General features: G+C 71.6%; 31 protein-coding genes. 3 read left to right on the forward strand and 28 right to left on the reverse strand.

What is annotated here, in order from left to right; genetic code table 11:
• Positions 1–22: 22 nt before the first annotated feature.
• Entirely contained in the window at positions 23–937 is a 915-nt protein-coding gene (locus ACFWRT_RS03955; protein ID WP_380951032.1) for an AurF N-oxygenase family protein, read from the reverse strand.
• A 314-nt stretch (positions 938–1,251) separates the two neighbouring features.
• Here ACFWRT_RS03955 and ACFWRT_RS03960 point away from each other — a divergent pair, with 314 nt between their 5' ends.
• Positions 1,252–1,893: a TetR family transcriptional regulator gene (locus ACFWRT_RS03960; protein WP_380951136.1), complete on the forward strand. Its 642-nt coding sequence runs from the start codon at positions 1,252–1,254 to the stop codon at positions 1,891–1,893.
• 127 nt (positions 1,894–2,020) lie between these two features.
• Here ACFWRT_RS03960 and ACFWRT_RS03965 read toward each other — a convergent pair whose 3' ends face one another.
• From ACFWRT_RS03965 to ACFWRT_RS04020, 12 genes are all read right to left on the reverse strand, one after another.
• Positions 2,021–3,172, reverse strand: a complete 1,152-nt coding sequence (locus ACFWRT_RS03965; protein ID WP_380951031.1) for an AI-2E family transporter — start codon at positions 3,170–3,172, stop codon at positions 2,021–2,023.
• A 141-nt stretch (positions 3,173–3,313) separates the two neighbouring features.
• Positions 3,314–3,391, reverse strand: a complete 78-nt coding sequence (locus ACFWRT_RS03970) for a 50S ribosomal protein bL37 (RefSeq protein WP_370454205.1) — start codon at positions 3,389–3,391, stop codon at positions 3,314–3,316.
• A 140-nt stretch (positions 3,392–3,531) separates the two neighbouring features.
• A complete protein-coding gene (locus tag ACFWRT_RS03975; protein ID WP_380951030.1) occupies positions 3,532–3,957 on the reverse strand; it encodes a DUF4190 domain-containing protein in 426 nt (141 codons plus the stop codon).
• 93 nt (positions 3,958–4,050) lie between these two features.
• Positions 4,051–4,599: a heme-binding beta-barrel domain-containing protein gene (locus ACFWRT_RS03980; protein ID WP_380951029.1), complete on the reverse strand. Its 549-nt coding sequence runs from the start codon at positions 4,597–4,599 to the stop codon at positions 4,051–4,053.
• A gap of 505 nt (positions 4,600–5,104) precedes the next feature.
• Positions 5,105–5,323, reverse strand: coding sequence for an MbtH family protein (locus tag ACFWRT_RS03985; RefSeq protein WP_380951028.1), 219 nt, complete (start codon positions 5,321–5,323; stop codon positions 5,105–5,107).
• A 348-nt stretch (positions 5,324–5,671) separates the two neighbouring features.
• Complete coding sequence (locus tag ACFWRT_RS03990; protein ID WP_380951027.1) at positions 5,672–6,553, reverse strand: siderophore-interacting protein; 882 nt, start codon at positions 6,551–6,553, stop codon at positions 5,672–5,674.
• A 112-nt stretch (positions 6,554–6,665) separates the two neighbouring features.
• Positions 6,666–7,655: a hydrogenase expression/formation protein HypE gene (hypE, locus tag ACFWRT_RS03995; protein WP_380951135.1), complete on the reverse strand. Its 990-nt coding sequence runs from the start codon at positions 7,653–7,655 to the stop codon at positions 6,666–6,668.
• An 85-nt stretch (positions 7,656–7,740) separates the two neighbouring features.
• Positions 7,741–8,919 carry a hydrogenase formation protein HypD gene (hypD, locus tag ACFWRT_RS04000; protein ID WP_380951026.1) on the reverse strand — a complete coding sequence of 393 codons (1,179 nt, stop codon included), beginning with the start codon at positions 8,917–8,919 and terminating at the stop codon, positions 7,741–7,743.
• Entirely contained in the window at positions 8,916–9,266 is a 351-nt protein-coding gene (locus ACFWRT_RS04005) for a HypC/HybG/HupF family hydrogenase formation chaperone (RefSeq protein WP_380951025.1), read from the reverse strand. The genes hypD and ACFWRT_RS04005 overlap by 4 nt, the downstream gene beginning before the upstream one ends.
• A 14-nt stretch (positions 9,267–9,280) precedes the next feature.
• Complete coding sequence (gene hypF / locus ACFWRT_RS04010; RefSeq protein ID WP_380951024.1) at positions 9,281–11,680, reverse strand: carbamoyltransferase HypF; 2,400 nt, start codon at positions 11,678–11,680, stop codon at positions 9,281–9,283.
• The gene (gene hypB, locus ACFWRT_RS04015) at positions 11,677–12,429 is read right to left on the reverse strand and encodes a hydrogenase nickel incorporation protein HypB (protein ID WP_380951023.1); all 753 of its coding nucleotides are present in this window, start codon (positions 12,427–12,429) and stop codon (positions 11,677–11,679) included. The genes hypF and hypB overlap by 4 nt, the downstream gene beginning before the upstream one ends.
• Complete coding sequence (locus ACFWRT_RS04020) at positions 12,413–12,823, reverse strand: hydrogenase maturation nickel metallochaperone HypA/HybF (RefSeq protein ID WP_380951134.1); 411 nt, start codon at positions 12,821–12,823, stop codon at positions 12,413–12,415. Before ACFWRT_RS04020 ends, hypB begins: the two co-directional genes overlap by 17 nt.
• A 32-nt stretch (positions 12,824–12,855) precedes the next feature.
• Between ACFWRT_RS04020 and ACFWRT_RS04025 the strand changes: the two genes are divergently transcribed.
• Positions 12,856–13,260: a helix-turn-helix transcriptional regulator gene (locus ACFWRT_RS04025; RefSeq protein ID WP_380951022.1), complete on the forward strand. Its 405-nt coding sequence runs from the start codon at positions 12,856–12,858 to the stop codon at positions 13,258–13,260.
• Here the strand turns inward: ACFWRT_RS04025 and ACFWRT_RS04030 are convergent.
• From ACFWRT_RS04030 to ACFWRT_RS04080, 11 genes are all read right to left on the reverse strand, one after another.
• Positions 13,236–13,340: a DUF6893 family small protein gene (locus ACFWRT_RS04030; RefSeq protein ID WP_374194653.1), complete on the reverse strand. Its 105-nt coding sequence runs from the start codon at positions 13,338–13,340 to the stop codon at positions 13,236–13,238. The genes ACFWRT_RS04025 and ACFWRT_RS04030 overlap by 25 nt on opposite strands.
• Positions 13,341–13,362: 22 nt before the next feature.
• Positions 13,363–13,956, reverse strand: a complete 594-nt coding sequence (locus ACFWRT_RS04035; RefSeq protein WP_380951021.1) for a hydrogenase maturation protease — start codon at positions 13,954–13,956, stop codon at positions 13,363–13,365.
• Entirely contained in the window at positions 13,953–15,410 is a 1,458-nt protein-coding gene (locus ACFWRT_RS04040; RefSeq protein WP_380951020.1) for a hypothetical protein, read from the reverse strand. Before ACFWRT_RS04040 ends, ACFWRT_RS04035 begins: the two co-directional genes overlap by 4 nt.
• 1 nt (position 15,411) lies before the next feature.
• A complete protein-coding gene (locus ACFWRT_RS04045; RefSeq protein ID WP_380951019.1) occupies positions 15,412–16,068 on the reverse strand; it encodes a DUF6084 family protein in 657 nt (218 codons plus the stop codon).
• Positions 16,065–16,709: a DUF5947 family protein gene (locus ACFWRT_RS04050; RefSeq protein WP_380951018.1), complete on the reverse strand. Its 645-nt coding sequence runs from the start codon at positions 16,707–16,709 to the stop codon at positions 16,065–16,067. The genes ACFWRT_RS04045 and ACFWRT_RS04050 overlap by 4 nt, the downstream gene beginning before the upstream one ends.
• A complete protein-coding gene (locus ACFWRT_RS04055; RefSeq protein WP_380951017.1) occupies positions 16,706–17,635 on the reverse strand; it encodes a NifU family protein in 930 nt (309 codons plus the stop codon). The genes ACFWRT_RS04050 and ACFWRT_RS04055 overlap by 4 nt, the downstream gene beginning before the upstream one ends.
• 40 nt (positions 17,636–17,675) lie before the next feature.
• Positions 17,676–19,466: a nickel-dependent hydrogenase large subunit gene (locus tag ACFWRT_RS04060; RefSeq protein WP_380951016.1), complete on the reverse strand. Its 1,791-nt coding sequence runs from the start codon at positions 19,464–19,466 to the stop codon at positions 17,676–17,678.
• 100 nt (positions 19,467–19,566) lie between these two features.
• Positions 19,567–20,649 (reverse strand): NADH-quinone oxidoreductase subunit B family protein, encoded by a 1,083-nt coding sequence (locus ACFWRT_RS04065; protein ID WP_380951015.1) that lies wholly within the window; start codon positions 20,647–20,649, stop codon positions 19,567–19,569.
• A 219-nt stretch (positions 20,650–20,868) separates the two neighbouring features.
• Positions 20,869–21,432 (reverse strand): type 1 glutamine amidotransferase domain-containing protein, encoded by a 564-nt coding sequence (locus ACFWRT_RS04070; protein WP_380951013.1) that lies wholly within the window; start codon positions 21,430–21,432, stop codon positions 20,869–20,871.
• A gap of 102 nt (positions 21,433–21,534) precedes the next feature.
• Positions 21,535–22,626 (reverse strand): glutamate--cysteine ligase 2, encoded by a 1,092-nt coding sequence (locus ACFWRT_RS04075; protein WP_380951012.1) that lies wholly within the window; start codon positions 22,624–22,626, stop codon positions 21,535–21,537.
• A gap of 30 nt (positions 22,627–22,656) precedes the next feature.
• Positions 22,657–22,884, reverse strand: coding sequence for a DUF5133 domain-containing protein (locus ACFWRT_RS04080; protein ID WP_380951011.1), 228 nt, complete (start codon positions 22,882–22,884; stop codon positions 22,657–22,659).
• A gap of 219 nt (positions 22,885–23,103) precedes the next feature.
• Between ACFWRT_RS04080 and ACFWRT_RS04085 the strand changes: the two genes are divergently transcribed.
• Positions 23,104–23,355, forward strand: coding sequence for a hypothetical protein (locus ACFWRT_RS04085; protein ID WP_380951010.1), 252 nt, complete (start codon positions 23,104–23,106; stop codon positions 23,353–23,355).
• Between the two features lie 86 nt (positions 23,356–23,441).
• On the opposite strand, the gene ACFWRT_RS04090 is transcribed toward ACFWRT_RS04085, so the two are convergent.
• The 4 genes from ACFWRT_RS04090 to ACFWRT_RS04105 all read right to left on the reverse strand — a co-directional run bounded on the left by ACFWRT_RS04090 (position 23,442) and on the right by ACFWRT_RS04105 (position 25,081).
• The gene (locus tag ACFWRT_RS04090) at positions 23,442–23,570 is read right to left on the reverse strand and encodes an LPFR motif small protein (protein ID WP_018512899.1); all 129 of its coding nucleotides are present in this window, start codon (positions 23,568–23,570) and stop codon (positions 23,442–23,444) included.
• Positions 23,571–23,763: 193 nt separating this feature from the next.
• Positions 23,764–23,967 (reverse strand): cold-shock protein, encoded by a 204-nt coding sequence (locus tag ACFWRT_RS04095; protein ID WP_003964323.1) that lies wholly within the window; start codon positions 23,965–23,967, stop codon positions 23,764–23,766.
• A 233-nt stretch (positions 23,968–24,200) separates the two neighbouring features.
• Positions 24,201–24,578 (reverse strand): DoxX family protein, encoded by a 378-nt coding sequence (locus ACFWRT_RS04100; RefSeq protein ID WP_380951133.1) that lies wholly within the window; start codon positions 24,576–24,578, stop codon positions 24,201–24,203.
• 104 nt (positions 24,579–24,682) lie between these two features.
• Positions 24,683–25,081: a DUF6221 family protein gene (locus tag ACFWRT_RS04105; protein ID WP_380951009.1), complete on the reverse strand. Its 399-nt coding sequence runs from the start codon at positions 25,079–25,081 to the stop codon at positions 24,683–24,685.
• Positions 25,082–25,136 lie beyond the last annotated feature (55 nt).

Here is a 25,136-nt window from a genome sequence, read left to right on the forward strand (position 1 = left end):
CGCCGGCGTCCTGCGGCCCGGATCAGATCAGCGAGGCGCGCCTGTAGAAGAACAGCGCCGGCTTCGTCAGCAGCCCGGCGGAGGCGAGGAACTCCATCAGTCCCGAACAGCTGGAGCGCATCAGCGACTTGTGGTGCTCGTTGACCTTCGCCTCGGCGCGGGCCCGCCGCGCGTCCAGACCGGCGTTGGTGTAGACATCGCGGTTCACCATGCTGATGACGATGTAGTACGAGGCGATCGCCACCACGATCGCGTTGAGCTGACGGCGCAGCGCGCCCGCGTCCCGGAGCCGTTTGCGGGTCTCGTCGCGGGCGAACTTCATGTGCCGCGACTCCTCGACGACATGGATGTTGTTGATGGTGCGGACGAAGGGCGCGACCCGCTCGTCCCGCATCCAGTCGCGCTGCATCACGTCGAGGACTTCCTCGGCCACGAGTATCGCCGCGTAGGCCGCCTCGCCGAAGGCCAGGGTCTTGAAGGCGCGCCCCAGCTCCACCACGGGGCGGCGCGGCCGGTAGGCCGGTGCGCCCAGCTTCGCGGCGCCCCGGGCGAACATGATGGAGTGGCGGCACTCGTCGGCGACCTCGGTGAGGGCCCACTGGAACCGGGGGTCGGTCGGGTCCTTGGCGTACATGTCGCGGAGCACCATCTGCTGGAGGATCATCTCGAACCAGATGCCCGTGCTGGCGACGGACGCCGCCTCCTGGCGGGTGAGCGCCTTGCGCTGCGCGTCGGTCAACTCGTTCCAGTACGCGGTGCCGTAGAGCGTGGACCACTCGGGGCTCGCGCCGTGGTGGTCCGGGTCGAGCGGGGTCTCCCAGTCCACCTCGGTGGCCGGGTCGTACGAGAGTTTGGCGGACGAGTCGAGCAGGCGTCGGGCGACGTCCTGCTCGGCGAGCCGGTCCTGGTCCTCCGGCCGAACGGTGCTGCTTGACATGGTGCGGCTCCTTGACTCGCGAGATCGGCCTGGCGCCGCCCGGCCTGTCCCCCATCGCGTTCCCGCCCGATGAGGTCCATGGCCGCCGAGCGCCGCCCGCTTGTTAGACGCGACGTCTAGCAAGCTTATTAGACGCAAGGTATAGCAAGAGAGGAGTGCGGGCCTAGACCCGTGCGGGGAATCTGTACGAGCTCTCCACCATCGGGCGCGGAGCGACGGGCCTCAGTACGGGAGAAGGCGGCTCTCCCGCCGTCTGCGGGGGCGTGCCACCCGGGCTCCGGGTAGCGTCGGTAGCGGCCCAGGGAGGCGTGACGATGCAGGACCGCGGGGAGCAGACCGTTCAGCGGATCATCGAGGCCGCCGGGGTGATCATCGCCCGGGACGGCTACACAGGCGCGACGACACCCGAGATCCAGCGGCTCGCCCAGGTCTCACCCGGCGGCTTCTCCCACCACTTCGACTCCAAGGAAGAGCTCGGCGACGCGATCCTGGCCTACCAGAACACGTACTTCCAGCAGGTCGCCGAGGAGACGGCGGCGGGCCCGGTTCCCGAGTTCTGGCTCCAGGCGCTGATCGACATCAGCCACCATTACACCGCCGGCCTCCTGGAGGACCCCGTCCTGCGGGCCGCCGTACGCCTCAGCATCGAACCGGGCCCCTACCAGACCGCCGAGAGCTACGCGGGCCCGCTGGGAGCCGTCACCGCCGTCCTCGAATCCGCCCGCGAGGCCGGTGAACTCCAGGACCACGTGGAACCCGTGGAGGCCTCCCGGACCCTCGTGGGCTGCTACAGCGGGGTGCAGATGCTCTCCCTGGCCCTGGCCGAGCGGGACGGCCTGCACCAGCAGGTCAGCGCCATGTGGTCCCTCACCATGCCCGGCCTCGCCCGTGCGGCCGTCCTCACCCGGCTGCGCCTGGGCGCGCCACGGTCGTCAGGTGCGGCCCGGCGGCGGTGAGACGCGGGTCCAGGGTCTTTCGTTCGGATCAGGCCGGGCTCGCGGGCCCCGGTGGGCAGGGAGTTACGCCACCGGGGCAGGCCTCATCAAGCAGGGGAGTTACGTCACCGGGCCCGGCCGGACCTCCTTACGCGGGGACCGGGGCGTCGGCGTCGGGGCGGCCGTCCGGGGCAGGTCCCGGCTCCGGCTCCCCGTCCTGCTGCTCCGGCCCCTCCTGCGGATCGCTGAGCTGTTCACGCAGGTAGTTCCAGATCACGGCGATCAGCGCGGCCACCGGGACCGCGAGCAGGCTGCCCACGACACCGGCCAGGCTGCCGCCGAGGGTCACCGCCAGCAGGACCACCGCGGCGTGCAGGCCGAGTCCACGGCTCTGGATCATGGGCTGGAAGACGTTGCCCTCCAACTGCTGCACCGCGATGATGATCGCCAGCACGATCAGGGCGTCGGTCAGGCCGTTGGAGACCAGCGCGATGAGTACCGCGACGAAACCGGCGAAGACCGCGCCGACGATCGGCACGAACGCGGAGACGAACGTCAGCACCGCCAGCGGGAGCACCAGAGGCACGTCCAGGATCCACAGGCCGATGCCGATGAAGACGGCGTCGAGCAGGCCCACGAAGGCCTGGGACCGCACGAACGAACCGAGCGTGTTCCAGCAGCGCTCGGCCACGACCGGGACGTCGGTGGCGAGCCGACCGGGCAGCTGGCGGGCGAGCCACGGCAGGAAGCGCGGGCCGTCCTTGAGGAAGAAGAACATCAGGAAGAGGGCCAGAATCGCGGTGACCAGGCCGCTGAAGACGGTACTCACCCCGGTCACCGCGGTGTTGACGACGCTTCCCGCGCTGTTCTCGATCCGGTCGACAGCGGCGTCGAAGGCGCCCGTGATCTGGGCATCGCTGATGTTCAGTGGCGGCCCCGCCGCCCAGTCGCGCAGCCTTCCGATGCCTTCGACGACACCGTCGGCCAGCTCGCCGGACTGCGAGGCGACCGGCACCGCGATGAGCGCGATGACGCCGCCGCCGACCAGGAGGAACAGCACGGTCACCAGCGCCGCGGCCGGCGCGGGGCGCCAGCCGTGGTTGCGCAGGAAGCGGGCGAACGGCCAGGTCAGGGTGGTGAGAAGCAGACCCACTATGAGGGGCCAGACCACCGGCCAGGTCCGGCCCAGAAGCCACAGGGCGACGGCGGCCATCAACAGGACCAGCAGCAGTTCGAGCGAGACGCGTGCCGATCTGCGGAGCGCGGCCGCGGTCTTTTCGGAGCTCAACGTGGCAGACATGGGAGCCACCTTATGAGTGCTCCGGCCTCTCCCCCGCATCGACGTCCGAACAGGGTGCCGCGTGGGCCCCGTGGCACCTGTCCGGAACAGGTCCGAGGGGCAGCACCGTGCGGTGCTGCCCCTCGGACCTGCGCGCCGGCCTCAGCTCTGCGGCCGCTTGCCGTGGTTGGCGCCGTTCTTGCGGCGGGCCTTCTTCTTACGACGTCGCTTCGAGGACATTCGAACCCTCCTCTCCCTCTGCTCGGTTGGGCACACTTGGTCCGCCGGACCGTCGGGTCCGGTGGTGAGGAAGACCATTCCTCGCCCCTACCGTCACAAAATCGGGCCGCGGCCGCAAACCGCCGCCCCGCTGTTCGAGGTCACTTGAACAGGCTGTCGCCGAAGTCCTCGGCGCAGCGGTCCTCTTCGGCCGAGGTGTTCGCGCTCTGCATACAGTCCTCGAAGTCCTGGAACGACCCGGAGTTCACGACGGATATGCCGATGATGAGGACGATGGCCGAGCCGATCAGTCCGAGTGCGCCGAGGACGGCACCGGCGATGGCCATGCCCTTGCGCGGAGCCCTTCCCTGGCGGGCGCGGAGCGCACCGAGGATGCCGAACACCAGCGCGAGCAGGCCGAGAAGGAGCCCGCCGGCGACCGTCCAGAAGAAGACGCAGGCGAGCAGACCCAGCACAAGAGCGGTGACCGCGAAGCCGTTGCTCCTGGCAGGTTCCGGAGCGCCGTACTGGTCGCCGTACTGCGCTTGGTCCGCATTCGGCTGCTGAGGGTAACTGGGCATGGACATCGGATACGAACTCCTTACCAAAAGTTGTCCTGTCCATGTGCCCCGGAAGACCCTCCGTATGCAAATCCGATCTATCCTCCCCCCGGTTCCGGATCAGCTCGGCGAACACCGCCGGAACTCCGCCGCCAGGTGGTGCTGCAACGGCTGCCCGACCGCCGCGAGGTCGTGGACGAAGGAGAGGGTGTCCGCGCCGGTCAGGGTGTAACGGCGGCGGGTGGCGTCGACCTGCTTGGCGGTGGGGGCGAGCGCCACTTCGTGGGTCGCGAGGTCGATGGTGCCCTCGCCGGCCCGGCCGACCGCGATCTCCGCGACGCCGGTGGGCTGGGTGATCAGCGCTTCCACCCGCCCTTCCGGCTGGAGCCGCCACCAGCCGCTCTCCCGGGCCGAGGGCCGCAGGGGGCGCCGGTCCGCGTCGACCAGCCAGGCGCGCGACGCGTAGTGGAGGAAGGGACGTCCGTCATGGCTGAAAGTGACCTCCTGTGCGTAGGCGAACTCCTCCTCCAGCGTCGGATACCCGCCGCGCCCGCTCCCCGTCCAGGTGCCCAGCAGCCCGAGCACCGGTGTGAGGAGCGGGTGCGGTGCCGGTGTTTCGTCGGGCCGGAAGGCGTCGGGGTACGGGTGGCGCGGGGTGGGGTCGGACATGGGGCGTGCTCCTGGGTCGCTGCCGGTTCTGGTGCCGGTGGCAGCCTAGGGGTGTCTCAGGGCCTGTGGGGGCGACGCTCATCGGTCGTGGCCCTGCTCATGCCGTCCGACTCCTCTCTGCTCCGAGGTGATCGGCTCCCGCCTTGAGGCTCCTCGATCTCGGACTGGCCCCGTCGGCATCCCGGACGGGCGGCGAACCCGCAGTCGCTACCGAAGGACGTGTTACGAGCAAATCGCGAAACCGGCCGCGGCGGTCAACCGCGAGAGCTGGCTCGGCGAGCGGAAGAAGGAGTACGAGAGTGGCCTCGCGGAAGTGGGAACGGCCTACCGCAAGCAGATCGACACCATCATCTGGGCCCCCTGAGCGGCGGTCCAAACGGCACGTTCTTCCTCGGGACACCGCAGGTCACGGTGGCGTGCGACGTCGGTCTGCGGATCGGCGCCGGGCTGCCCGGGACCGGATCTACGGACACCGCCCGGTGGTGAACCGGGCAGCGCGAAGGGCTCACACAGGATCGGTGGCCAGGCTCCGCGTCAGGCTCCTGGGGCGCAGGTCGGTCCAGTTCTGCTCCACGTAGTCGAGGCAGGCCTGGCGGGTGTCCTCGGCGTGGGCCACCGTCCAGCCGGCGGGGACCTCCGCGAAGGATGGCCACAGGGAGTGCTGTCCCTCGTCGTTGACGAGCACCAGGTAGGTGCCGTTCTCGTCCTCGAACGGGTTGGTCACCGATCCTCCTTGAACTCAGGCCTCGAACCCAGGCCTTCGACGTAGGTAGGTAAGGCTGTCTTTACTCGACGACAGCGACCCTACCCACAACTCCCCCGCGTGTCAGGGGGATCGCCTACCGGGATGGAGCGCCCGGAGGACGAGCAGCCCCCCGCCGCGCCGGGCGTTCCGGGCGGGGGTGGGTTCTTGGTGCTTACGGGCCGCCGGGACCGGGCGGCCGAGGGTGGTCGCACCGGGCACGTCAGGCTCTCACCTACCCGTCCGGCGGTGGCGTCCAGGCACCGATAACGCCCCGCCCGCACGATCGCCAGAGGCTCCGGAACCGATCCGCGCGACCGTGCACAGCGGTCACAGGCCCAGGTCGCTGAGGCGCGCCTCGTACCGGATGGTGAGGTCCTGCTCGTCGTCGACCGGGTCGTCCCAGAGGGCCATCAGCTCGGCGCGGACGGCGTCGGGCAGGGCCTCGTACCGCTCGTTCCAACTGTCGGCGTCCGGGATCCAGTAGCCGACGACCTTGAACCGGGTGGCGGGCAGCCCCAGCTCCTTGCGGAGGTAACGGCGCACGGCGCGCAGCGCGTTGGTCTCGCCCGCGACCCAGACGTAGCCGCCGGTCATGTCCGTGCCCGGCGGGATCGCGGCGCTCACCAGTTCGGCCAGCCGGCTGGCCGCGTGGCCGTTGCCGCCGTAGGTCCAGGTGACCTTGGTGCCGGGCAGCGGCTGGACGGCCTCGGGGCCGGGCAGTTCGACGACCACGCGGGTGGCGACCTCGTCCGGGGTGTTCTCCAGCAGCCGTGCCACGGCGGGCAGGCCGGTCTGGTCGGCGATCAGCACCTGCCAGGCGAGGTCGTCCGGCGGGCTGTAGAGGCCGGTCGGGTCGTTGACACCGAGCACGTCCCCGGGCTGCGCGCCGGCCACCCAGGTCGAGGCCACCCCGTGGTCGTGCAGCACGAAGTCGACGTCGATCTCCCGGCTCTCCGGGCGCGCGGCCCGCACGGTGTACGTACGCATCGGGGCGACGGGCCGGCCCTCCGGGGTCTCCCAGCCCTTCTCCGTGGTGACGGGCAGGGAGACGTCCGAGCGGTCGGGGCCGTGCGGGAAGAACAGGCGTATGTACTCGTCACCGACCCCGGTGGACGCGAAGCCGGCGAGCCCTTCGCCATGGAGCGTGACGCGGGTCATCGTCGCGGTGAGCGGCTGGACTCGGGCGACGACGGCTCGGTGGATCGTCATGGACATGGCCCCTTCGTACGAAGTTTCCGGATCGACTTAGGCCAGCCTAACCTTCCACGGAGGGTTGTTCGATACCACCTCGGGTGCACGGTCCCGCCCGGGGTCGCCGATTTCAGCAGATGCGCGGCAGTTGCTCACCGAGGGGCATGTCCACCACCCGGGTTCCGCCGAGGCCGGTGGCGGCCACGACCATGCCGGGGTGGTCCTCGACGCAGCTCCCGATCCGCACCGACTCCTTGCCGAGCGGGTGGGCGCGCATCGCCTCCAGGACGGCGTCGGCGTGGTCGGGAGGTACGAAGGCGACGAGCTTGCCCTCGTTGGCGACGTACAGGGGGTCGAGGCCGAGGAAGGAGCAGGCGTTGGCGACGGTGTCGGGGACGGGGAGGGACCGCTCGTCGAGGGTGATGCCGACGCCCGCCGCCCCGGCGATCTCGTTGAGCGAGGTGGCCAGGCCGCCCCGGGTGGGGTCGCGCAGGACGTGGAGGTCCCGGCAGACGGCGAGCATGTCGGCCACCAGGCCGGCCAGGGAGGCCGTGTCGCTCTGGATCTCGACGCCGAACTCCAGCCCCTCGCGCACGCTCATGATCGCCACGCCGTGCACCCCGATCTGGCCGCTGACCAGGACCGCGTCCCCGGGGGCGGCCCGCTGCGGGCGAATGTCGACGCCGTCGGGGACCAGCCCGATCCCGGCGGTGTTGATGAAGATCCCGTCGCCGTGTCCGGCGTCGACGACCTTGGTGTCGCCGGTCGCCACGGTCACCGAAGCGGTGCGCGCGGCGTCGCCGAGCGCTTGGGCGACCCGGCCGACGACGGAGAGTTCGATGCCCTCCTCCAGGATGAAGCCGCAGGAGAGGTAGGCGGGGACGGCCCCGGCCATGGCGAGGTCGTTGACCGTCCCGTTGACGGCGAGGTCCCCGATGGACCCGCCGGGGAAGAACAGCGGCCGGACGACGAAGGAGTCGGTGGAGAAGGCGAGCCGGGCGCCGCCCATGGTCACCCGTGCGGAGTCGCCCAGCTCGGCGAGCACGTCGCTGCCGAAGGCCGGGGCGAAGAGGTGTTCCACCAGCTCGGCCGAGAGCGTTCCGCCGCCGCCGTGGCCCATCACGATGCGTTCGTGGTCGCGGAGCGGAGCGGGGCAGGTCCAGCCAGAGAAGTCGGCGGGGGTCGAGGAGGAGGCCGGGGCGATGTCAGCCAACGGAACTCGCCTCCTTGGCCGGGGCGTTCGCAGCGGGGGCTTCCGTCGTCGGGGCCTCCCTCGTCGGGGCCTCCTTCTTCGGGGCCTCCAGACGCCGGTACAGGTAGTACGCGGCGCACGCGCCCTCGCTGGAGACCATCGTGGCGCCCAGCGGGTTGCGCGGGGTGCACTCCTTGCCGAACGCGGCGCACTCGTGCGGCTTGATCAAGCCCTGGAGGACCTCACCGCTGCGGCAGACCGTGGACTCCTCGGTCTCGATGCCGGTGACGGAGAACCGGTGCTCGGCGTCGTACTCGCGGTACTTCGGCGACAGCCGCCAGCCGCTCTGCGGGATCATCCCGATGCCGCGCCAGGCCCGGTCGGTGGCCTCGAAGACGTCGGCCAGCATCTTCTGCGCGGCCGGGCTGCCCTGTTCGTTGACAGCACGTGGGTAGGCGTTCTCCACGGTGTGCTCGCCCGCCTCCAACTGCCGTACGGCACGCCGGATGCCTTCCAGGATGTCCAGCGGCTCGAAGCCGGTGACCACGATGGGGACCTCGTGCTGGGCGGCGAGCTCCGGGTACTCCTTGGTGCCCATGACCGTGCAGACGTGCCCGGCGGCGAGGAACGCCTGCACCTGGCAGTCCGGCGAGTTCATGATCGCGTCGATCGCCGGGGGCACCCGGACATGGGAGACCAGCAGGCTGAAGTTGGGGATGGAGAGCTTCTTCGCCTGGTAGACCGTCATCGCGTTGGGCGGTGCGGTGGTCTCGAAGCCGATGCCGAAGAAGACGACCTGCTTCTCGGGGTTCTCCTGGGCGATGCGCAGGGCGTCCAGCGGCGAGTAGACCACGCGGACGTCCGCGCCCTCGCTCTTGACCTGGAACAGGTCGCGGCCGCTGCCCGGGACCCGGAGCATGTCGCCGAACGAGCAGAAGATGACGTCGGGGCGGGAGGCGATCTCCAGGGCCTTGTCGATGATCTCCAGCGGGGTGACGCAGACCGGGCAGCCGGGGCCGTGGATCAGCCGGATCTCGTCGGGGAGCAGTTGGTCGATGCCGTGGCGGATGATCGAGTGCGTCTGTCCGCCGCAGACCTCCATCAGGGACCACGGTCGGGTGGTGAGGGCCCGGATGTCGTCGAAGAGCCGCTTGGCGAGGACCGGGTCGCTGAACTCGTCCAGATACTTCATGACCGTGCCTCCTTCTCACTCCGGTCGCCTGGGACTTGGTCGGCGGGGAGTTCGGTTCCGGCGGGGCGCCGGGCGCCCGCGTCCTTGGCCGCCTTGCCCCAGTGGTCGCCGAACTCCTCCTCCAGGACGCCGAGGTTCTCGAAGAGTTCCAGAGTCTGGCGCGCCGACTCCTCGTCGAGGCGTTGCAGGGCGAATCCGACGTGGACGATGGCGTAGTCCCCCACCTGCATGTCGGGGACGTACTCCAGGCAGACGTCCTTGACGACGCCGCCGAAGTCGACCTTGGCCATCCGGGTGGCGTCGCGTTCCTCGATCTCCAGCACTCGGCCGGGTACGGCCAGACACATGGCGCTCTCCTCCCTCACTCCTTCGTCCGGGCGGCGACCATCAGCTGTCCGAGCGCGAGCCCGCCGTCGTTGGGGGGCACCTTGCGGTGTCGAAGTACGGTGAAGCCGTCCTCCTCCAGGCCGGCCGAACAGCCCTCCGTCAGCAGGGCGTTGCAGAACACCCCTCCGGTCAGGGCCACGGTGTCGATGCCCGTACGCCGCCGGGCCGCCGCGCACACGTCACGGACGAGGCCGGTCACCGCCCGGTGGAAGCGGCGGGCCACGGCCGGGGCCGGTGCTCCGGCGAGGACGTCCGCCGCGGCGGCGGCCAGGACGGGTGACGGGTCGGCGATCAGGGGGGTCTCCGGCCCGCCCGGCTCGGCTCCCGGCTCCGCTCCCAGGATGAACCCGTACGCGCGCCCGCGCCCGTCGTCGCCGGAGTCGGGGTCGGGACCGGGGTCCGGGCCGGGGGCGCCCAGCGCCGCGTTCTCCAGCCGCATCGCGGCCTCGGCCTCGTACTCCACCCGGTGGCAGACGCCCGCGAGCGAGGAGACCGCGTCGAAGAGGCGGCCCATGCTGGAGGTGGGCACGCAGTTCAGTCCGCGCTCCAACTGGCGCTCCAGGAGCCGTCGTTCGCCGGGCGGGGCGATGGCGGTGCAGGGCAGCCCCTCCGACCAGGGCACCCCGGCGGCGCGCAGGTGGGAGAGCGCCATCCGGTACGGGTTGCGGACGGCGGCGTCACCGCCGGGCAGCGGTACGTAACGGAGGTGGGCGAACCGCTGGAAGCCGTCGTAGTCCGCGATGAGCACCTCGCCGCCCCAGACCGCCCCGTCGTCGCCGTACCCGGTGCCGTCGAAGGCGATGCCGATGACGGGGGCGGTGCCGTCGAGCCCGTGCTCGGCCATGGTGGAGGCGACATGGGCGTGGTGGTGCTGGACCTGGCGGAGCGGGAGGCCGCGCGCCTCGGCGGTGCGGCGGGCCCACTGGGTCGAGCGGTAGCCGGGGTGACGGTCGGCGATGAGGAGGCGCGGGGTGACGGTGGTGAGGTCGGTGAGGTGGTCGGTGGCCTTCGCGAAGGCGGTGAGGGTGGCGAGGTCGTCCATGTCGCCGACGTGCGCGGAGAGCCAGGCGTAGCGGTCGTCGGCGGCGCAGAAGGTGTTCTTCAGGTCGCCGCCGACCGCGAGGGCCGGCAGGACGGGCTGGGGCAGGGCGAGCGGCAGCGGGGCGTAGCCGCGCGAGCGGCGGACCGGGAGTTCGGCCCCCGCGCAGATCCGGACCACCGAGTCGTCGCACGGCACGTGGATGGGCCGGTCGTGCCGGAGCCAGGCGTCGGCCAGCCCGTCCAGCCGGGCGAGCGCCTCGGCGTCATCGGTGACGATCGGCTCACCGGACCGGTTCCCGCTGGTCATGACGAGGACCGGCGGCCCGGGCGGATCACCGGGCAGGCCGAGGAGCAGGCGGTGCAGCGGCGTGTACGGGAGCATCACGCCCAGGTCCGGGCTGCCGGGCGCGACACCGGGCGCCACGTCCGTGGTCGCGGAGGCGTGGCGGCGCAGGAGGACGACCGGTTTACGGGGGCCGGTGAGGAGCTCGCGTTCGGCTTCGTCCACGTGGGCCAGGCGCTGGGCGGTCTCCAGCGAGTCCGCGAGGACGGCGAAGGGCTTGCCGCCCCGGTTCTTGCGCTTGCGCAGCGTGCGTACGGCGGTGGGGTCGCCGGCGTCGCAGGCCAGGTGGTAGCCGCCGATCCCCTTCACCGCGACCACCGCGCCCGCCGCAAGCAGCCGCCGGGCTTCCGCGAGCGCGTCGCCGTCGTAAAGAGCTTCCGGGTCGTCCAGGCCCAGGCTCAGGGTGAGGCCGGGACCGCAGGCCGGGCAGGCGATCGGCTGGGCGTGGAAGCGGCGGTCGGCGGGGTCGGCGTACTCGCGGGCGCAGTCGGGGCACATCGGGAACCCGGCCATGGTCGTGCGGGGCCGGTCGTAGGGCAGGCCGGTCACCACGGTGAAGCGGGGGCCGCAGTGGGTGCAGGTGATGAACGGGTGGCGGTGGCGCCGGTCGGCCGGGTCCGCGAGTTCGGTGAGACAGGCGTCGCAGGTCGCGGAGTCCGGGGGGATCAGGGTGCGGCCGGGGCCGGAGGAGGCGGAGGGGCGGATGGTGAAGCCGGAACCGTCGTTCAGGACGGGCACGGGACGCGGCTCGACCGACTCGACGACGGCGAGCGGCGGCGCCCGGGTCCCGATCGCGGCGGTGAAGGCGTCGACCGCCGCCGCCGGACCCTCGACCTCCGTACGGACACCGTCGGCGTCGTTGGTGACCCAGCCGGTGAGGCCGTGCTCCTCGGCCAGCGTGTAGACGAACGGCCGGAAGCCGACCCCTTGGACCGCGCCGCGCACGGTGAGGTGGCGGCGGACGCGGTCCTGCGGGGTCGCCGGGGTCATCGCGGGGTTCCGGCGGGTGAGGGGGAAGGAGCGTCGTGGTCATGGTGCAGGTGCTTCTCGTGGTGCTGCGCGAGCACCGGCGTATGCGGTTCCTGGCCGTCCGCAGCCCGCAGGACATGGGCGAGGAGGTCGTCCACGCCTTCGCCGGTCCTGGCGGACGTCTCTATGACGGGCACGCCCGGGTTGACCTGCTGGACGCCGCGCAGGAAGTCGTCCCGACGGAACTCCACCGCCTCCGCGAGGTCCGTCTTGGTCACCACGACCAGGTGCGCGAGCCCGAAGGCCGCCGGGTACTTCACCGGCTTGTCCTCGCCCTCGGTCACCGAGGCCAGCGCGATCCGCAGGGTCTCGCCGAGGTCGTAGGAGGCGGGGCAGACGAGGTTGCCGACGTTCTCGACGAAGAGCAGCTGGGTCCCGTCCGGCAGCCAGCCCTCCAGCTCGGCCCCGAGCATGCCCGCCTCCAGATGGCAGAGCCCGTCGGTGAGGATCTGCCGGACGGGGGCTCCCGAGCGGGCGAGGCGCGTCGCGTCGTTCTCGGTCGCGAGGTCGGCGGTGACGGCGGCCGCCGGGGTGCCCCCGGCGACGGCCCGGGTCAGCAGTGCCTCCAGGAGAGCGGTCTTGCCGCTGCCGGGGCTGGACATGAGGTTGACGGCCGTGGTGCCGCGATCGTCCAGGGTGCGGCGCAGCTCCACCGCGTTGGTGTCGTTCTTCGCCAGCACGGCCTGGTGCAGGTCAACGGTGCGGCACATGGCTCGCCTCCGGTACGTCGTCCCCCTGCCGGATCTCCGGGTCCTCCAGGACGACCCGGGCGATCTCCAGTTCGCGCCCGCCGGTCAGGCTCAGCGCCTGTTCGCAGGCGCCGCACCACAGGTCCGGGGGCATCCCGGTCGCGGTGTCCCGCCCGCAGCCCTCGCAGCGGGCCCTTCCCTCAACAGTCTCGATCAGCAGCCGGGCGTCCGCCAGCACAGTGCCCTCGGCGGCCACGCCGAACGAGAAGTCCAGCGCCTCGGGGACCACCCCGGACAGCTCCCCGACCCGCAGGGTCAGCGACCGCACCCGGGCGGCTTCCGCCTCCGCGCCCTGCTCGCGGACGGCGCTCGCGACCTGGTCGACGACGGCCATCGCGATCGACAGCTCATGCACGGTGCTCACCCCCTGGCTACCCTGAAAGGACCATGCCTGGTCACGAGGTCGAACGGCGAGCGCTGCTCACCCCGGTCCTGCTCCTGCTCCTGGCCGAGCGCCGGGATCACGGCTACGAGCTGGTGCAGCGCCTGGGCGCGTTCGGCTGGGAGGAGGCCGAGTCGGCCCATGTGTACCGGCTGCTGCGGTCCATGGAGAAGTGCGGCGAGGTCACCTCGCAGTGGTGCGCCTCCCCCTCCGGCCCGGCCCGGCGCGTGTACGCCATCACTCCGCAGGGCGCGATGAACCTCGCCCTGTGGTTCGTCCGGCTGGGAGAACTGCACAGCACCCTCCATCTCTTCCTCGAGCGCTGTGTGCAGCTGGAGGACGTCGGCGGCGGGGACGGGTCCCCGGACCACTCCGGACACGGGGACTACATCCGGCGCATGCGCAGGTAGCGGCGGACATCGGGCAGGTTCCTGGCGACGCCGTAGACGGCCGCGAGGCCCGCGGCGACGCCGATCCACATCCAGTGCATCCTGTCCTCCAACGTCGTGATCTCAGTGCTTCTGCGGTACGGGATCCGGTACGGAGCCGGGTACGGCGTCGGGTGCGCCATCCCGTACCGGGTCGGGTACGGGGCCGGCGCGGCGCGACAGCAGGCCGAGCACCAGGTCCACCGCCGGATCCACCGCCTCCCCGACGGGCGGGCTCAGCCCGATCCCCTCCCCCGTGTCCCGGGGTTCGCAGCCGACGACGTACACCTCGTCGGGGAGCGTGCCGCCCGCACCGGCGTGCAGGTCGTGCAGCAGGCCGAGCACGGTGGCGGGGTCCATCGCGTGGGTGTCGAGGGGCCCGGGCCGGTGGCCGGTCTCCGGGGGGCGCGGCCCGACGTCGATCGTGTACAGCGTGCCGGGCGGGGATCCCCGGCTCACCAGGTCGACCAGGACGAGGGTGCGGTAGCCCTCCAGGAGCCGGTAGGCGAGGTGCACCCCGCGGATTCCGGCGTCCATCAGCTCGGTGCCGGGCGGCAGGCGGGACGGGTCGAGGGTGCCGAGCCGCCGGACCGTCTCCACCCCGAAGCCGTCGTCCTGGAGGAAGATGTTGCCGACGCCGGCGACGAGGGTGCGTCCAGGTGTCTCCGTACCGCTCATGGCTCCTCCTCCCCTTCCCGCAGCGGCGCCACCTCGTCCGGCTTGAAGTAGAGGAAGCGGCCCTGCTGGCGGCGGATGTCGGTGCCCGGGTCGTCGTCCAGGACGACGGCCAGGTGCAGCTCCCCGTCCAGGTCCGCGACCACGGCCTCTACGGTGGCCCGGCAGCCCCGCAGGAACGTGTCCTGGGCGTCAGTGCGGCGGGCCCCCGGGGTGAGGAGGACCCGGGAGCCCTGGCCGACGGCCGCACCGTCTATGGGGATGGTGGTGGGCGCGTCGGCCGCCTCGGGGTCCTGCTGGGGGTCCCACCAGGGGTGCCCGGTGCCTTCGGGGAGGGTGAGCCCGGCGGCGGGCGGGCCGGGGGGCTCCGGGGGCGCGGGCGCACCAGCGGGATCCGTCACCTCACGCAGCCCCCGGATCGCCCCGTGCAGCCGCTCCCGTACCGCGTCGGGCAGGGAGTCCACCAGGTCGATGACCTCGGCGGCCCGGTCGTCGGTGCCGCGCGCCTCCCGCTTCTCCCGCTCGGTGAGGACGGCGGTGCGCAGCGCGAGGATCTCGTCGATCTCCGTGGCGTCGTACAGGGGGCCGGGGCTCTCGTCGGCGAGGACGGGGTGGTCCTCCAGGATGATCGGCGAGGAGAGGACGAGGTCCTCACGGCCCGCCGGGCCCGCCAGCACCGGCCAGGTCTGCTCGTTCCGCAGCTCGGCCACCGCCGGGCCGGCCCACTCGGGCGGGTCCGTCATCGACAGGAATCTGCCGCCCTCGACCGCGAGCAGCAGGTGGGCGCCGATCATGCTGTGCGGGAGGGCCGTCGTCCGGTCGCCGGCCGGGGCGTCGGTGGTGTTGTGGACGGTGACGGTGAGGCGGGAGACCCGGTAGGGGCCGGCCAACTCCTCGACGTGGGGCCGGATCTCGCCGGCCAGCCGCGCCCGTCGCCGTACGAGCCGCCCCACCGTCCGCCCCTCCGCGTCCCGCACGGGTTCGTGTTCGACGGCGGGCGGCAGGTCGAAGGTGACGGTACGGGTGTGGGCCTGCTCCCCCGTCAGCTCGGCCAGCGGCGCGTGGAGCCGGATGCGCTCCTCGTGGCCCTCGTCCCAGGGGACCAGGACCCGGTCGGGCAGCTCCAGTTCGGGCACTTCGGTGTACGTGCCGTCGGGGTCGAGGCGTTCGACGGTCCGCCGCCGGACGTGCAGGAAGCGCAGTTCGGCGTGGAGCCGGTCGCCGGTGCGGGGCTCCAGGAGGAGGTCGGTGCGCTGCTCCGCGTACTCCCCGCCCTCGGCCGTACAGGCGGGCGGCACGAGGACGCCGAACTGCCAGCGCATCCGGTTCTTCGCGGACGAGGCGCGGTACGGGTAGAGGACGTACCCCTCGAAGAGCACGGCGTCGGCGACCGTACGGGCCTGGCCGAGGGCGTCGTCGAGGGTTCCGGGCGAGGACAGCAGGTCCGGGTCGGCCATGTCACTCGGCCCCCTTCGCTTCCGTCGCCTTCGCTTCCGCCGTCGCGAGCAGCTCCTCGAAGACCTGCTCCCACGACGGCAGGGCGCGCGCCGAGCGGTAGCGGCGCAGGGACTCCAGGCTGTCCTTGCGCAGCCGCAGCCAGCCGGTGTTCGGGAAGTAGGACTCGATCAGCTCCCGCCACACGTCCACCGGCATCAGGCAGGACGCCTCCTTGTGCCACGGGATCGGCTCGGCGCGGAAGCCGTTGCGGCCGGTGAAGACCGTGCCGGAGAAGAGCAGCAGCAGCGGTATCTCGCCGCGCGCGAGGGCCCGGAAGTACGAGGCGGAGGCGACCTCGGTGTCGTACGTGCAGGGCACCGGGAGGTCGACGTGGGTGGTGCCGGTGAAGGCGGGCACGGTGAGGGAGGCGTGGGCGAACTGGAGCGGTTTGAGGGTGCTGCTCCAGCGGCTGGGCTCGCCGAACAGGTCGCCCAGCATGTCGACCTCGTCGGCTTCGTAGGTGCGCTGGGCGGGCTCGATCCGGATCTGGCAGCGCAGGGCGACAGCGTGGACGGGCTGGTGGTCCAGCTCCTCGATGCGCAGATCGAACAGGAGCGTGGGGCTCGCGCCGAAGGGCTCGGGCCGTACGCCGGTACACCGGAAGTCGAGGTCGGTCACGGAACGCCCCCGTCCTTCGCCCTGTCCTCGGCCGGCAGCGGTCGCGCGCGGGCGGCGACGCGTCCGAAGAACTCCGCGATGTCCGCCCGGGCCTCGGCTCCCCCGTCGAAGCCCTTCCAGTGGAGCCGCATCCGTCCGACGAGTTCGTAGCAGACGTCGATCGGGACGAGCGTGCAGGTGGCGGTCTCCCCGCGCCCGGCGCGCAGCAGCAGCGCCTCCACGTCGTCCTGGAGCAGTCCGGCCAGCCGGGTGGAGCCGATGACCGCGTCCCAGGTGGCGGGGTCGAGTTCGCTCTCGGTCGCTCCGGCGGGGCTCGGGTAGAAGGCGGCGAACCGGTCGAGCGCGGAGTTGCGGAAGAAGAAGGCGAGGCCGACCGGGATCTGGAGCCGGTTCCAGCCGTCGGCGTCGAGGGTGAAGCCGGGGTCGGTGAGGTAGCGGTCCGGGACGGCCCGGAAGCGGCCCTGCCCCGCGCCGGGCCGGGTGAAGAGCAGGTGGCAGGGCGGGCAGGAGCACTTGAGGGAGCGTCGGACGGTGTCGACGAGGTGCCGGTGCTCGTCGGGCAGCGGCTCCCCGCACAGCTCGCACCGCTCCCCCGGCGGTGGCGGCCGCCGGGTGAACTGGGCCAGCACATCGGCGCTCACGGCCTTGCCCCCAGCAGCTCGGGCAGCGCGACCCGGACCGCTCCCTCCTCCTCCAGGAGCGGCAGGGGCTCCAGGTGGGCCTGCTCGCCGCGCCCCGCGTGCCTGATGTCGAACCGGGCGGCGCAGGCGGCGCAGCTCAGGAACTCCCCGTCGAGAGGTGCGGTGCGCAGGTCGGCACCGCAGCCGGGGCAGCGGTCGCGGTAGGCATACAGGTTGCCGGGGAGCCGGACGAGCAGGAGTGCGTTGCCTTCGACGTCGGCGACGCGGGTGGCGTGGTCGCGGGCGGGCAGGGCGGGGGCGGCGAGGGTGTGCCAGTGGGGCGGTTCGGCCGCGCTCGCGGTCGGGGCGTCGGCGGCCGGGGGCGGTGCGCCCGGGGCGTCGGCGGGCGGCCGGGGCTGGATCTGGAGCAGGGGCTGTCCACCGGCGGCGGGTTCCTCGGTGACCCCCTCCACCTCGATGTGCGCGATCTCCGGCGCGAGGCGGGCGACGGCCTCCTCGATGGTCCAGCGCACGGTCTGGGTGGAGGACGGGCAGCCGTCGCAGCTCCCGCGCAACCGCAGCCGCAGGGTGGGCCCTTCGGGCGCCTCCGCGTCGAGACCGGCGACCTCGACGTCGCCGGCGTGCGAGCCGAGGTAGGGGCGGACCTTGTCGAGTGCGCGGCCGACCCGGGTCATGGTGTCCTCGGGGTGCAGGTCGTGCAGGATCAGCAGGTCCCCGACGAGCTCGTCGGCGGTGAGCACGGCGAGCGGGTCGGAGCCGGCCGGGGCGGTGCGCAGCAGCCGTACGGTGCGGGCGAGGCCCTCCCCGTAGAACTCGACGACGCTGCGTACGAGTTCGTCGGCGGTCTCGCGCGCCTGGGGCCCGGCCTCGCGTCCCAGTCGGTCCAGCAGTTCACCGATGCGTGCACCGGGGTCGGCTCCCGCCATGGTGGGCCCCTTTCCGAAGTGTGCGCCCGCCGGTGCGGGGTCAGCCGCCCGCCAGTCCGCTCAGCCCGGTCGGCATATGGGTCTGCTCGATGGTCCGGCCGCCGCCGACGTACATGTGGACGCCGCACGGCAGGCACGGGTCGAAGCTGCGGACGGCCCGCATGATGTCGATGCCCTTGAAGTTCTCGGGCGGGTTCTCCTCGAAGATGGGGGTGTTCTGGACGGCGTCCTCGTACGGTCCGGGGGTGCCGTAGCTGTCACGGACGCTGCCGTTCCAGGGGGTCGGCGGGTAGGGGTGGTAGTTGGCGATCTTCCCGTCCCGGATGACCATGTGGTGGGAGAGGACGCCGCGTACGGCCTCGGTGAAGCCGCAGCCGATCGACTCGTCGGGGACGTCGAACTGCTCCCAGGTCTGGGTGCGTCCGGCGCGGACCTCCTCCATCGCCTGCTCGGCGAAGTGGAGGGCGGCGGCGGCCGCGTACGCCTGGAAGTAGGTGCGGGCCCGGTTGCGTTCGATGGCGTTGGACCACTGCGGGATCGTCCACTCCAGGGCCGTCTCCGGCTTGGTCATGGTGCGCGGGAGGTTGATCTGCACGCTGTGGCCGGTGGCCTTGATGTAGCCGATGTCGACCAGGCCGGACAGGGCCGTGGACCAGAGGCGGGCGATGGGGCCGCCGCCGGTGTCCAGGGCGAGGTGGTCGGTGCCGTCGAACCAGCGCGGGGACATGACCCAGCTGTACTTGTCGTCGAAGTCGCGCTTCTGCGGGGCCGGGATGGTGTGCTGGTTCCACGGGTGGCGCTCGTCCAGCTCGTTGCCGAGGGGGTCGCGCTCGACGAACTTGCCCATGCCCGCCCAGTCCTCGTAGTAGGAGGATCCGAGCAGGATGCGGATGCCGAGGTTGATGTCGACGAGGCTGTTGGTGACCAGCTTGCCGTCCACGATGACGCCGGGGGTGACGAACATCCGCCGGCCCCAGTCCTCCATGTTGGCGTACGTGAAGTCGCAGTACTCCGGGTCGTTGAGCGCTCCCCAGCAGCCGAGCAGGATCCGCCGGCGGCCGACCTCCTCGTACCCGGGCAGCGCCTCGTAGAAGAAGTCGAAGAGGTCGTCGTGGAGCGGGACGACCCGCTTCATGAACTCCACGTAGCGGGTGAGGCGGGTGAGGTAGTCCGTGAAGAGCTGGATCGTGGCGACCGTGCCGACACCGCCGGGGTAGAGCGTGGAGGGGTGCACATGGCGGCCCTCCATCAGGCAGAACATCTCCCGGGTGTAGCGGCTGACCTGGAGCGCCTCGCGGTAGAACTCGCCTTCCAGCGGGTTGAGCGAGCGCATGATGTCGGCGATGGTGCGGTAGCCGTGGTCGGCCGCGTGTGGGGCCTCGGTGCGCTCCGCGAGTTCGAGGACGCCGGGGTTGGTCTCGGCGACCATGCGCTCGCAGTAGTCCACGCCGACCAGGTTCTCCTGGAAGATGTTGTGGTCGAACATGTACTCGGCGGCCTCACCGAGGTTGATGATCCACTCGCCGAGGTGCGGGGGCGCCACGCCGTACGCCATGTTCTGCGCGTAGACGGAGCACGTGGCGTGGTTGTCGCCGCAGATGCCGCAGATGCGGCTGGTGATGAAGTGGGCGTCGCGGGGGTCCTTGCCCTTCATGAAGACGCTGTAGCCGCGGAAGATGGACGAGGTGCTGTAGCACTCCGCGACCCGCTTCGCGGCGAAGTCGATCTTCGTGTGGATGCCGAGGCTGCCGACGATGCGCGTGATCGGGTCCCACGACATCTCCATGAGGCCGTCAGCGTCGACGGCGGGTTTGCCGGTCGCAGTCGCCATGGTCCCGCGCCGCCTTTCTGGTGGGTCGTGCTGCCCGTCTCCGGTGGGTCGTGCTGCCCGTCCTGGCCCTAGGGCTCCCCGGGGTCGCCGGGGGCCCGGGTCACCAGGGCGGCCGGTAGCCGGTCTTGATGGTGTCGGTCCTGGTGCGCCACTTCGGTTCCTTGTCGGCCGTCCTCACCGTGAAGCCGCGCAGCCGGCGGACGACGGAGCCGTAGATCCCGCTCGCCGCGGCCGAGACGTGGCCGCCGGGCGGCTCGTCCATGAACGGCATGAACTTGTCGGGGAAGCCCGGCATCGTGCAGGCGATGCAGATGCCGCCCACGTTGGGACAGCCGCCCACGCCGTTGATCCAGCCGCGCTTGGGTACGTTGCACTTGACGACCGGGCCCCAGCAGCCGAGCTTGACCAGGCACTGCGGGGAGCCGTACTCGTCGGCGAACTGGCCCTGCTCGTAGTAGCCCGCCCGGTCGCAGCCCTCGTGGACGGTGGCGCCGAACAGCCAGGTGGGCCGCAGCTCCTCGTCCAGCGGGATCATGGGCGCGGCGCCGGCGGCCTGGTAGAGCAGGTAGAGCAGGGTTTCGGAGGCGTTGTCAGGGTGCACCGGACAGCCAGGGATGCAGACGATCGGGATGCCCGCCTTGGACTTCCACTCCCAGCCCAGGTAGTCGGGTACGCCCATGGCTCCGGTCGGGTTGCCCGCCATGGCGTGGATGCCGCCGTAGGTGGCGCAGGTACCGATGGCGACGACCGCCAGGGCCTTGGGGGTGAGCCGGTCCAGCCACTCGCTGGTGGTGATCGGCTGACCGGTCTCGGGGTCGTCACCGAAGCCGCACCAGTAGCCCTCGGGCTTGATGCGCTCGTTCGGGATGGAGCCCTCGACCACCAGGACGAAGGGTTCCAGTTCGCCCCGGTCGGCCTTGAAGAACCACTCCACGAAGTTGTCGGCGCCCTGGACGGGTCCGCACTCGTAGTCGATGAGGGGCCAGTGGACCGCGACCTTGGGCAGTCCGGGCAGGGCGCCGAGGGCGAGTTCCTCGATGCTCGGCTGGGTGGCGGCGGTGAGGGACACGGAGTCCCCGTCGCAGCTCAGCCCGGCGTTGATCCAGAGGATGTGAACGGTCGGGTCTTCCTGAGGTGTGTCCATCACGTCCGTGTCGGCCATGGTGGCGGTCGGGGCATCCATGGGCCCTCCTCGGGTCGGCCCGCTTCAGGAACTTCTTGCCGGCAGCCTCTTTCCTGGATACCGCGCGCGCGTCCCGCCCGGTAAGTGCGCGATGGCCCTATTGCCGCCCCGCACCCCTGCGCATGGCCCTGTTGCCCGCCCCGCACCCCCTGCGTACGCGGACATGCCGACGGCCCCCGCCGCGGTACGCGAACGGGGGCCGTGAGCCGTACGTCAGGATCAGGACTCGGTGAGGACCGCGTCGATCTCGCGGAGGAAGTCCTTCAGGTCGTCGGGGTCCCGCGAGGTGATCAGCGGCCAGCCGCCCTCGTCGTCGCGGACGACGGACTTGTCGACCCAGGAGCCGCCGGCGTTGGTGATGTCGGTCTTCAGGGACGCGTACGAGGTCAGGGTCTTGCCCTGGACATAGCCACCCTCGATGAGCGCCCACGGGCCGTGGCAGATCGCCGCGACGGGCCGGCCGGAGACGGCGAACGAGCTGACGATCCGGGTGGTGGCGTCCTGGAGGCGCAGGGTGTCGGCGTTGAGCGTGCCGCCCGGGACGAGCAGGAGGTCGTACGCGGCGGGGTCGACGTCCGCCAGGGTGAGGTCGGGCCGCACGGTGTCACCGGGGTCGCGGTCGCCCACGAGGGTGCGGATCCCGTCGTCGGAGACCGCCGCGACACTGACCTCGGCCCCGTGGTCGCGCAGGTGCTTCACGGGGACGACGAGCTCGTCCTGCTCGACCCCGTAGTTGGTGACGATCGCCAGGATCCGGCGGTTGCCGAGATCGGTGCTGGCCATGTGCTGCTCCTTTCCTCACAGGTCATGCGGTCGTGTCGTCGGCCGTTCTGCTCAGCCCGCCGTTCTGCTCAGCCGGTCGTTCTGCTCAGCCGGTCGTTCTGCTCAGCCCGCCGTGATGCGGACGCATTCCGCGACGGTGTCGCGGAGGCTTCCGGTCCGCTCCAGGATCTCGCGCTGGACCCTGGCCCCGTTACCGCGCCGCTCCAGAGTGGTCAGCGCCTTCTGGGCGGCCTTGAGGTCGCCGCTGTCCTCCAAGGCGTCCCGCACATGGGTGACGAGCGCCTGGAGCACGTCGGCCGCGGGCTCGGGCCGCAGGGTGCGGGGATGGATCAGCCGGTCCTCCAGTCCCGAACGGGCCGCCTGCCAGGACGCCACCCGCAGCAGCGCCACGTTGGTGTCCAGCGGAGGTTGCCCGGCCCGCCACTCCCGCGCGGCCGTCTCCACCAGCGCCCGCACCAGCGTGGCCAGCAGCACGGTGTCCGCCGGGTCCAGGCAGACATCGGCGATCCTGACCTCCACTGTGGGGTAGTTGGCCGAAAGACGCGCGTCGAAGTAGACCATCCCCTCGTCCTTGAGCACACCGGTACCGACGAGGGCCTTCACCTGCTCGTGATAGCGCTCGGCGGAGCCGTGGAGCTCCACTGGCCCGGCCGAGGGCCACCTGCCCCACACCCGGCTGCGGTAACTGGCGTACCGGGTGTCCTGCGCCTGCCAGAAAGGCGAATTGGCGCTCAGGGCGAGCAGGACCGGCAGCCAGCCGCGGATCCGGTCGAGCACGGCGACGCCCTCCTCGTCCGACTCGACCGAGACGTGTACGTGGCATCCACAGGTCAGCTGCTCCTGTGCGGTCAGCCCGTAGCGCTCCGCCATCCAGTTGTACCGCTCCCCCGTCCCGATCGTGGGGCTCACCGCCAGCGGCGAGGTCGCCAGGGCGGCGACCGAGGCTCCCACGTCGGCGGCGTGGCGGCTCGCCTCGGCGCGCCACCTCTGCACCGCGTCGGCGATCTCGTCCATCTCCCGGCAGGGATGCGTGGCGAACTCGAGCTGCTGGCGGTGCAGCTCCGGCTCGAAGGCCGACTCCCCCTCCGCGTCCCTCTCGGCGAGGGCCAGCACGGCCGTGGAGAGGGCACGCGCCTCCCCACTCTCCGGATCGACCAGCAGCAGTTCCTCTTCCACGCCTACGGTCCGCACCATCGCTCCCACCCCTTCGCTCTTCACCGGTGATCAGGCCGTCAGGACGGAGTCGTCCTCGGGACGGGCCCCGGGCAACCGGTGCCGGGCGGCGACCAGCGCACTCTCGACATCGCCCGTGCCCGTCGAGACGCACAGGGTGTAGGCCACGTCGTCCATGCGCTGTCGCGCCTCGGCGGAGCCGCTGTCCGCGTGCAGCAGGCGCAGGGCCTCGTACTGCTCGACGAGATTGCGCAGCACGGTGGGGTGGGCCATCAGCATGCGGGTGATCCTTCCGCGGAATTCCTCGTGTGAATGTCATGTGCCCGGGTCGTGTGCTCAGGCACAGCCCCGGGTACCCCGGCCCGTCCGGACCACACCCTCGTGTGGGAAGTCTCCCGATGCCCGGCCGCCGGTGAATCGATCGCGCCTCAAGGGGTACTCACCAGGGCGGACGACCCGCCCCCGGACTTTCCGGGGGCAGCACGGAAGGAAGCTCTCATGACCGACCGCAGGCCGGAAGGCACCGCATACACCGGGGCTTCCGGCTCTCCGCCTCCCGTACCGGCGGACATGCCGGACCAGCAGAACCAGGAGGGCGAGGACGCCCTCGACATACCGATCCCGGAGCGGGTCGCCCGCGAGAGCGGCGAACGGCCCGACCCGGACGAGGCGGGTTCCGGCAAGGACGAGCCGCGCAACGCCGGTGCGCACCCCGAGGAGCACCCGACGCCGGACGAGTCCACGGGGTAGGCGCTCACCGCGGGAGGGACCTACGCAAGGCCTGTGCCCCCGGTCCGGGAAAGGACCGGGGGCACAGGCCTTGCGTGCACATCAGCTCAGTGGTGTCCGCGTGCCGTGCTCGACGCGCCCCCGAAGAGGCGGGCGAGGGCCCGGAAGGGCAGCGTGACCACGGTGGCGATGGCTCCTCCGACGGACCGCAGCACATCGGCGATGGCCTTCAGCATGGGATGTCCTTCCTGCTCGTCCCGGCAACTTCCGGAGGCTCCGGACGCTGCCGGGATCTTCGGCTCGGACACCCCGGGTACCCGGCATGCGCCCCGCGAACCGGACCGGGCCGATCCGTTCGGAACGGGCCCCGGACGCCCTCGGCCCCCAGGACGCGAGCGTCCTGGGGGCCGAGGGGTCGTTCAACCCGGATCAGGCGGTGGTGATGTTCTCCGCCTGCGGGCCCTTCTGGCCCTGGGTGATGTCGAAGGTCACCGCCTGGCCTTCCTGGAGCTCACGGAAGCCGGTGGAGTTGATGTTGGAGTAGTGCGCGAAGACGTCGGGGCCGCCGCCGTCCTGCGCGATGAAGCCGAAGCCCTTTTCCGAGTTGAACCACTTGACGGTTCCGCTGGCCATGCCTGTACCTCTCAGCAGTAAACGGATCCGCACCGCGCGGACCCGGAGGTGATCGCCCTGGTTCTCAGGCACTGCACAGCAAAACGCCCGCGCCAGGCGCGGGCAGGTACTGCGAACCACGACATCTGTCGGCGACGCTACACGGCGGGATCACTCCTCACCAGAGAGCAACGCCATTTTGGTGTGGATCTTCCTCCGGGCAGGTGGCTCGAACCCCACCGGCCGCGCCCCGTTCAGGGCCCGTCGGCACCCCGGGCGACACTCCGCGCCCAGAGCACCAGCGGTAGCTGGAGGGGCAGCCTGGCCAGGGCCGCGGCCCGCTGCGGCCGGGGCCGGCCGCGCCAGTCCACGGCCATCTGCACATTGGCCGGAAACACCCCGACGAAGAAGCCCGCGGTCGCCCGGGCAGCGGCGCCCCGCGTCCGGGGGTGGGCGAGGCCTGCCGCCAGGGCGAGTTCGACCACTCCGCTCGCGTACGTCCAGGTTCGGGGCTCGCCGGGCAGGATCCGGGGCACGGTGGCGTCGAACGCCTTCGGGGCGGCGAAGTGGAGCACCCCCGCTCCCGCCATGAGTCCGGCGAGCAGCAGGGGCGAACGCGTCCGGGAGGGCATGGAGGACACGGAGGACATGAGGGCTCCTTACGTCGACGAGTGAGCCGGGAAAGCGACTTACTTGCGAGTAAGTTACCGGCTCCCGGAGTCCCTCGTCCCCCTCCCTACTGGATGAACCGGGGCAGCCACCGGGCCTGGTAGTCCGGGTGCCCCGCGTATTCGGCGGCCAGTTGCCGTACGGCGAAGCCCAGGCCCACCGCCCGGCCGGAGCGGAAGTCCTGGGCCGGGCGGTCGGTGTCCAGCTCGGCGACCTCGACGTACTCGCCGAGCAGCACCCGGTGCGTCTCGATGCGCTCCAGGGTGCGGGCCGGGTCCTGGAGGGCGATGTGGTGGTCGAAGCCGCTGTCCCGCACGGTGAACGCGACGCCGCCCCTGCGGTCGTGGACCTCGCCGGGCACGTCCGCCGGGCACCGCCATCGGTCCCCGCCGGCAGCCAGGGCGACCTGTTCCTCATCGGCGAGACGCGCCTGGACGAAGGCCACCATGTCTGTGTTGCCGGCCATTGGATGCTGCTCCCTCGGGTTCATGGATCACTGCGGTGATACGGGGAGCATTGTG

This window comes from Streptomyces cyaneofuscatus, from assembly GCF_042718795.1.
Lineage (GTDB): Bacteria > Actinomycetota > Actinomycetes > Streptomycetales > Streptomycetaceae > Streptomyces > Streptomyces cyaneofuscatus_A.

Coding starts and splice junctions, on each gene's coding strand:
- ACFWRT_RS03955 (WP_380951032.1), bottom strand. CDS start 937: ATGTCAAGCAGCACCGTTCGGCCGGAGGACCAGGACCGGCTCGCCGAG.
- ACFWRT_RS03960 (WP_380951136.1), top strand. CDS start 1,252: ATGCAGGACCGCGGGGAGCAGACCGTTCAGCGGATCATCGAGGCCGCC.
- ACFWRT_RS03965 (WP_380951031.1), bottom strand. CDS start 3,172: ATGTCTGCCACGTTGAGCTCCGAAAAGACCGCGGCCGCGCTCCGCAGA.
- ACFWRT_RS03970 (WP_370454205.1), bottom strand. CDS start 3,391: ATGTCCTCGAAGCGACGTCGTAAGAAGAAGGCCCGCCGCAAGAACGGC.
- ACFWRT_RS03975 (WP_380951030.1), bottom strand. CDS start 3,957: ATGTCCATGCCCAGTTACCCTCAGCAGCCGAATGCGGACCAAGCGCAG.
- ACFWRT_RS03980 (WP_380951029.1), bottom strand. CDS start 4,599: ATGTCCGACCCCACCCCGCGCCACCCGTACCCCGACGCCTTCCGGCCC.
- ACFWRT_RS03990 (WP_380951027.1), bottom strand. CDS start 6,553: ATGACGATCCACCGAGCCGTCGTCGCCCGAGTCCAGCCGCTCACCGCG.
- hypE (WP_380951135.1), bottom strand. CDS start 7,655: ATGGGCCACGGCGGCGGCGGAACGCTCTCGGCCGAGCTGGTGGAACAC.
- hypD (WP_380951026.1), bottom strand. CDS start 8,919: ATGAAGTATCTGGACGAGTTCAGCGACCCGGTCCTCGCCAAGCGGCTC.
- ACFWRT_RS04005 (WP_380951025.1), bottom strand. CDS start 9,266: ATGTGTCTGGCCGTACCCGGCCGAGTGCTGGAGATCGAGGAACGCGAC.
- hypF (WP_380951024.1), bottom strand. CDS start 11,680: ATGACCCCGGCGACCCCGCAGGACCGCGTCCGCCGCCACCTCACCGTG.
- hypB (WP_380951023.1), bottom strand. CDS start 12,429: ATGTGCCGCACCGTTGACCTGCACCAGGCCGTGCTGGCGAAGAACGAC.
- ACFWRT_RS04025 (WP_380951022.1), top strand. CDS start 12,856: ATGCCTGGTCACGAGGTCGAACGGCGAGCGCTGCTCACCCCGGTCCTG.
- ACFWRT_RS04030 (WP_374194653.1), bottom strand. CDS start 13,340: ATGCACTGGATGTGGATCGGCGTCGCCGCGGGCCTCGCGGCCGTCTAC.
- ACFWRT_RS04035 (WP_380951021.1), bottom strand. CDS start 13,956: ATGAGCGGTACGGAGACACCTGGACGCACCCTCGTCGCCGGCGTCGGC.
- ACFWRT_RS04040 (WP_380951020.1), bottom strand. CDS start 15,410: ATGGCCGACCCGGACCTGCTGTCCTCGCCCGGAACCCTCGACGACGCC.
- ACFWRT_RS04055 (WP_380951017.1), bottom strand. CDS start 17,635: ATGGCGGGAGCCGACCCCGGTGCACGCATCGGTGAACTGCTGGACCGA.
- ACFWRT_RS04060 (WP_380951016.1), bottom strand. CDS start 19,466: ATGGCGACTGCGACCGGCAAACCCGCCGTCGACGCTGACGGCCTCATG.
- ACFWRT_RS04065 (WP_380951015.1), bottom strand. CDS start 20,649: ATGGATGCCCCGACCGCCACCATGGCCGACACGGACGTGATGGACACA.
- ACFWRT_RS04070 (WP_380951013.1), bottom strand. CDS start 21,432: ATGGCCAGCACCGATCTCGGCAACCGCCGGATCCTGGCGATCGTCACC.
- ACFWRT_RS04075 (WP_380951012.1), bottom strand. CDS start 22,626: ATGGTGCGGACCGTAGGCGTGGAAGAGGAACTGCTGCTGGTCGATCCG.
- ACFWRT_RS04080 (WP_380951011.1), bottom strand. CDS start 22,884: ATGCTGATGGCCCACCCCACCGTGCTGCGCAATCTCGTCGAGCAGTAC.
- ACFWRT_RS04085 (WP_380951010.1), top strand. CDS start 23,104: ATGACCGACCGCAGGCCGGAAGGCACCGCATACACCGGGGCTTCCGGC.
- ACFWRT_RS04090 (WP_018512899.1), bottom strand. CDS start 23,570: ATGCTGAAGGCCATCGCCGATGTGCTGCGGTCCGTCGGAGGAGCCATC.
- ACFWRT_RS04095 (WP_003964323.1), bottom strand. CDS start 23,967: ATGGCCAGCGGAACCGTCAAGTGGTTCAACTCGGAAAAGGGCTTCGGC.
- ACFWRT_RS04100 (WP_380951133.1), bottom strand. CDS start 24,578: ATGCCCTCCCGGACGCGTTCGCCCCTGCTGCTCGCCGGACTCATGGCG.
- ACFWRT_RS04105 (WP_380951009.1), bottom strand. CDS start 25,081: ATGGCCGGCAACACAGACATGGTGGCCTTCGTCCAGGCGCGTCTCGCC.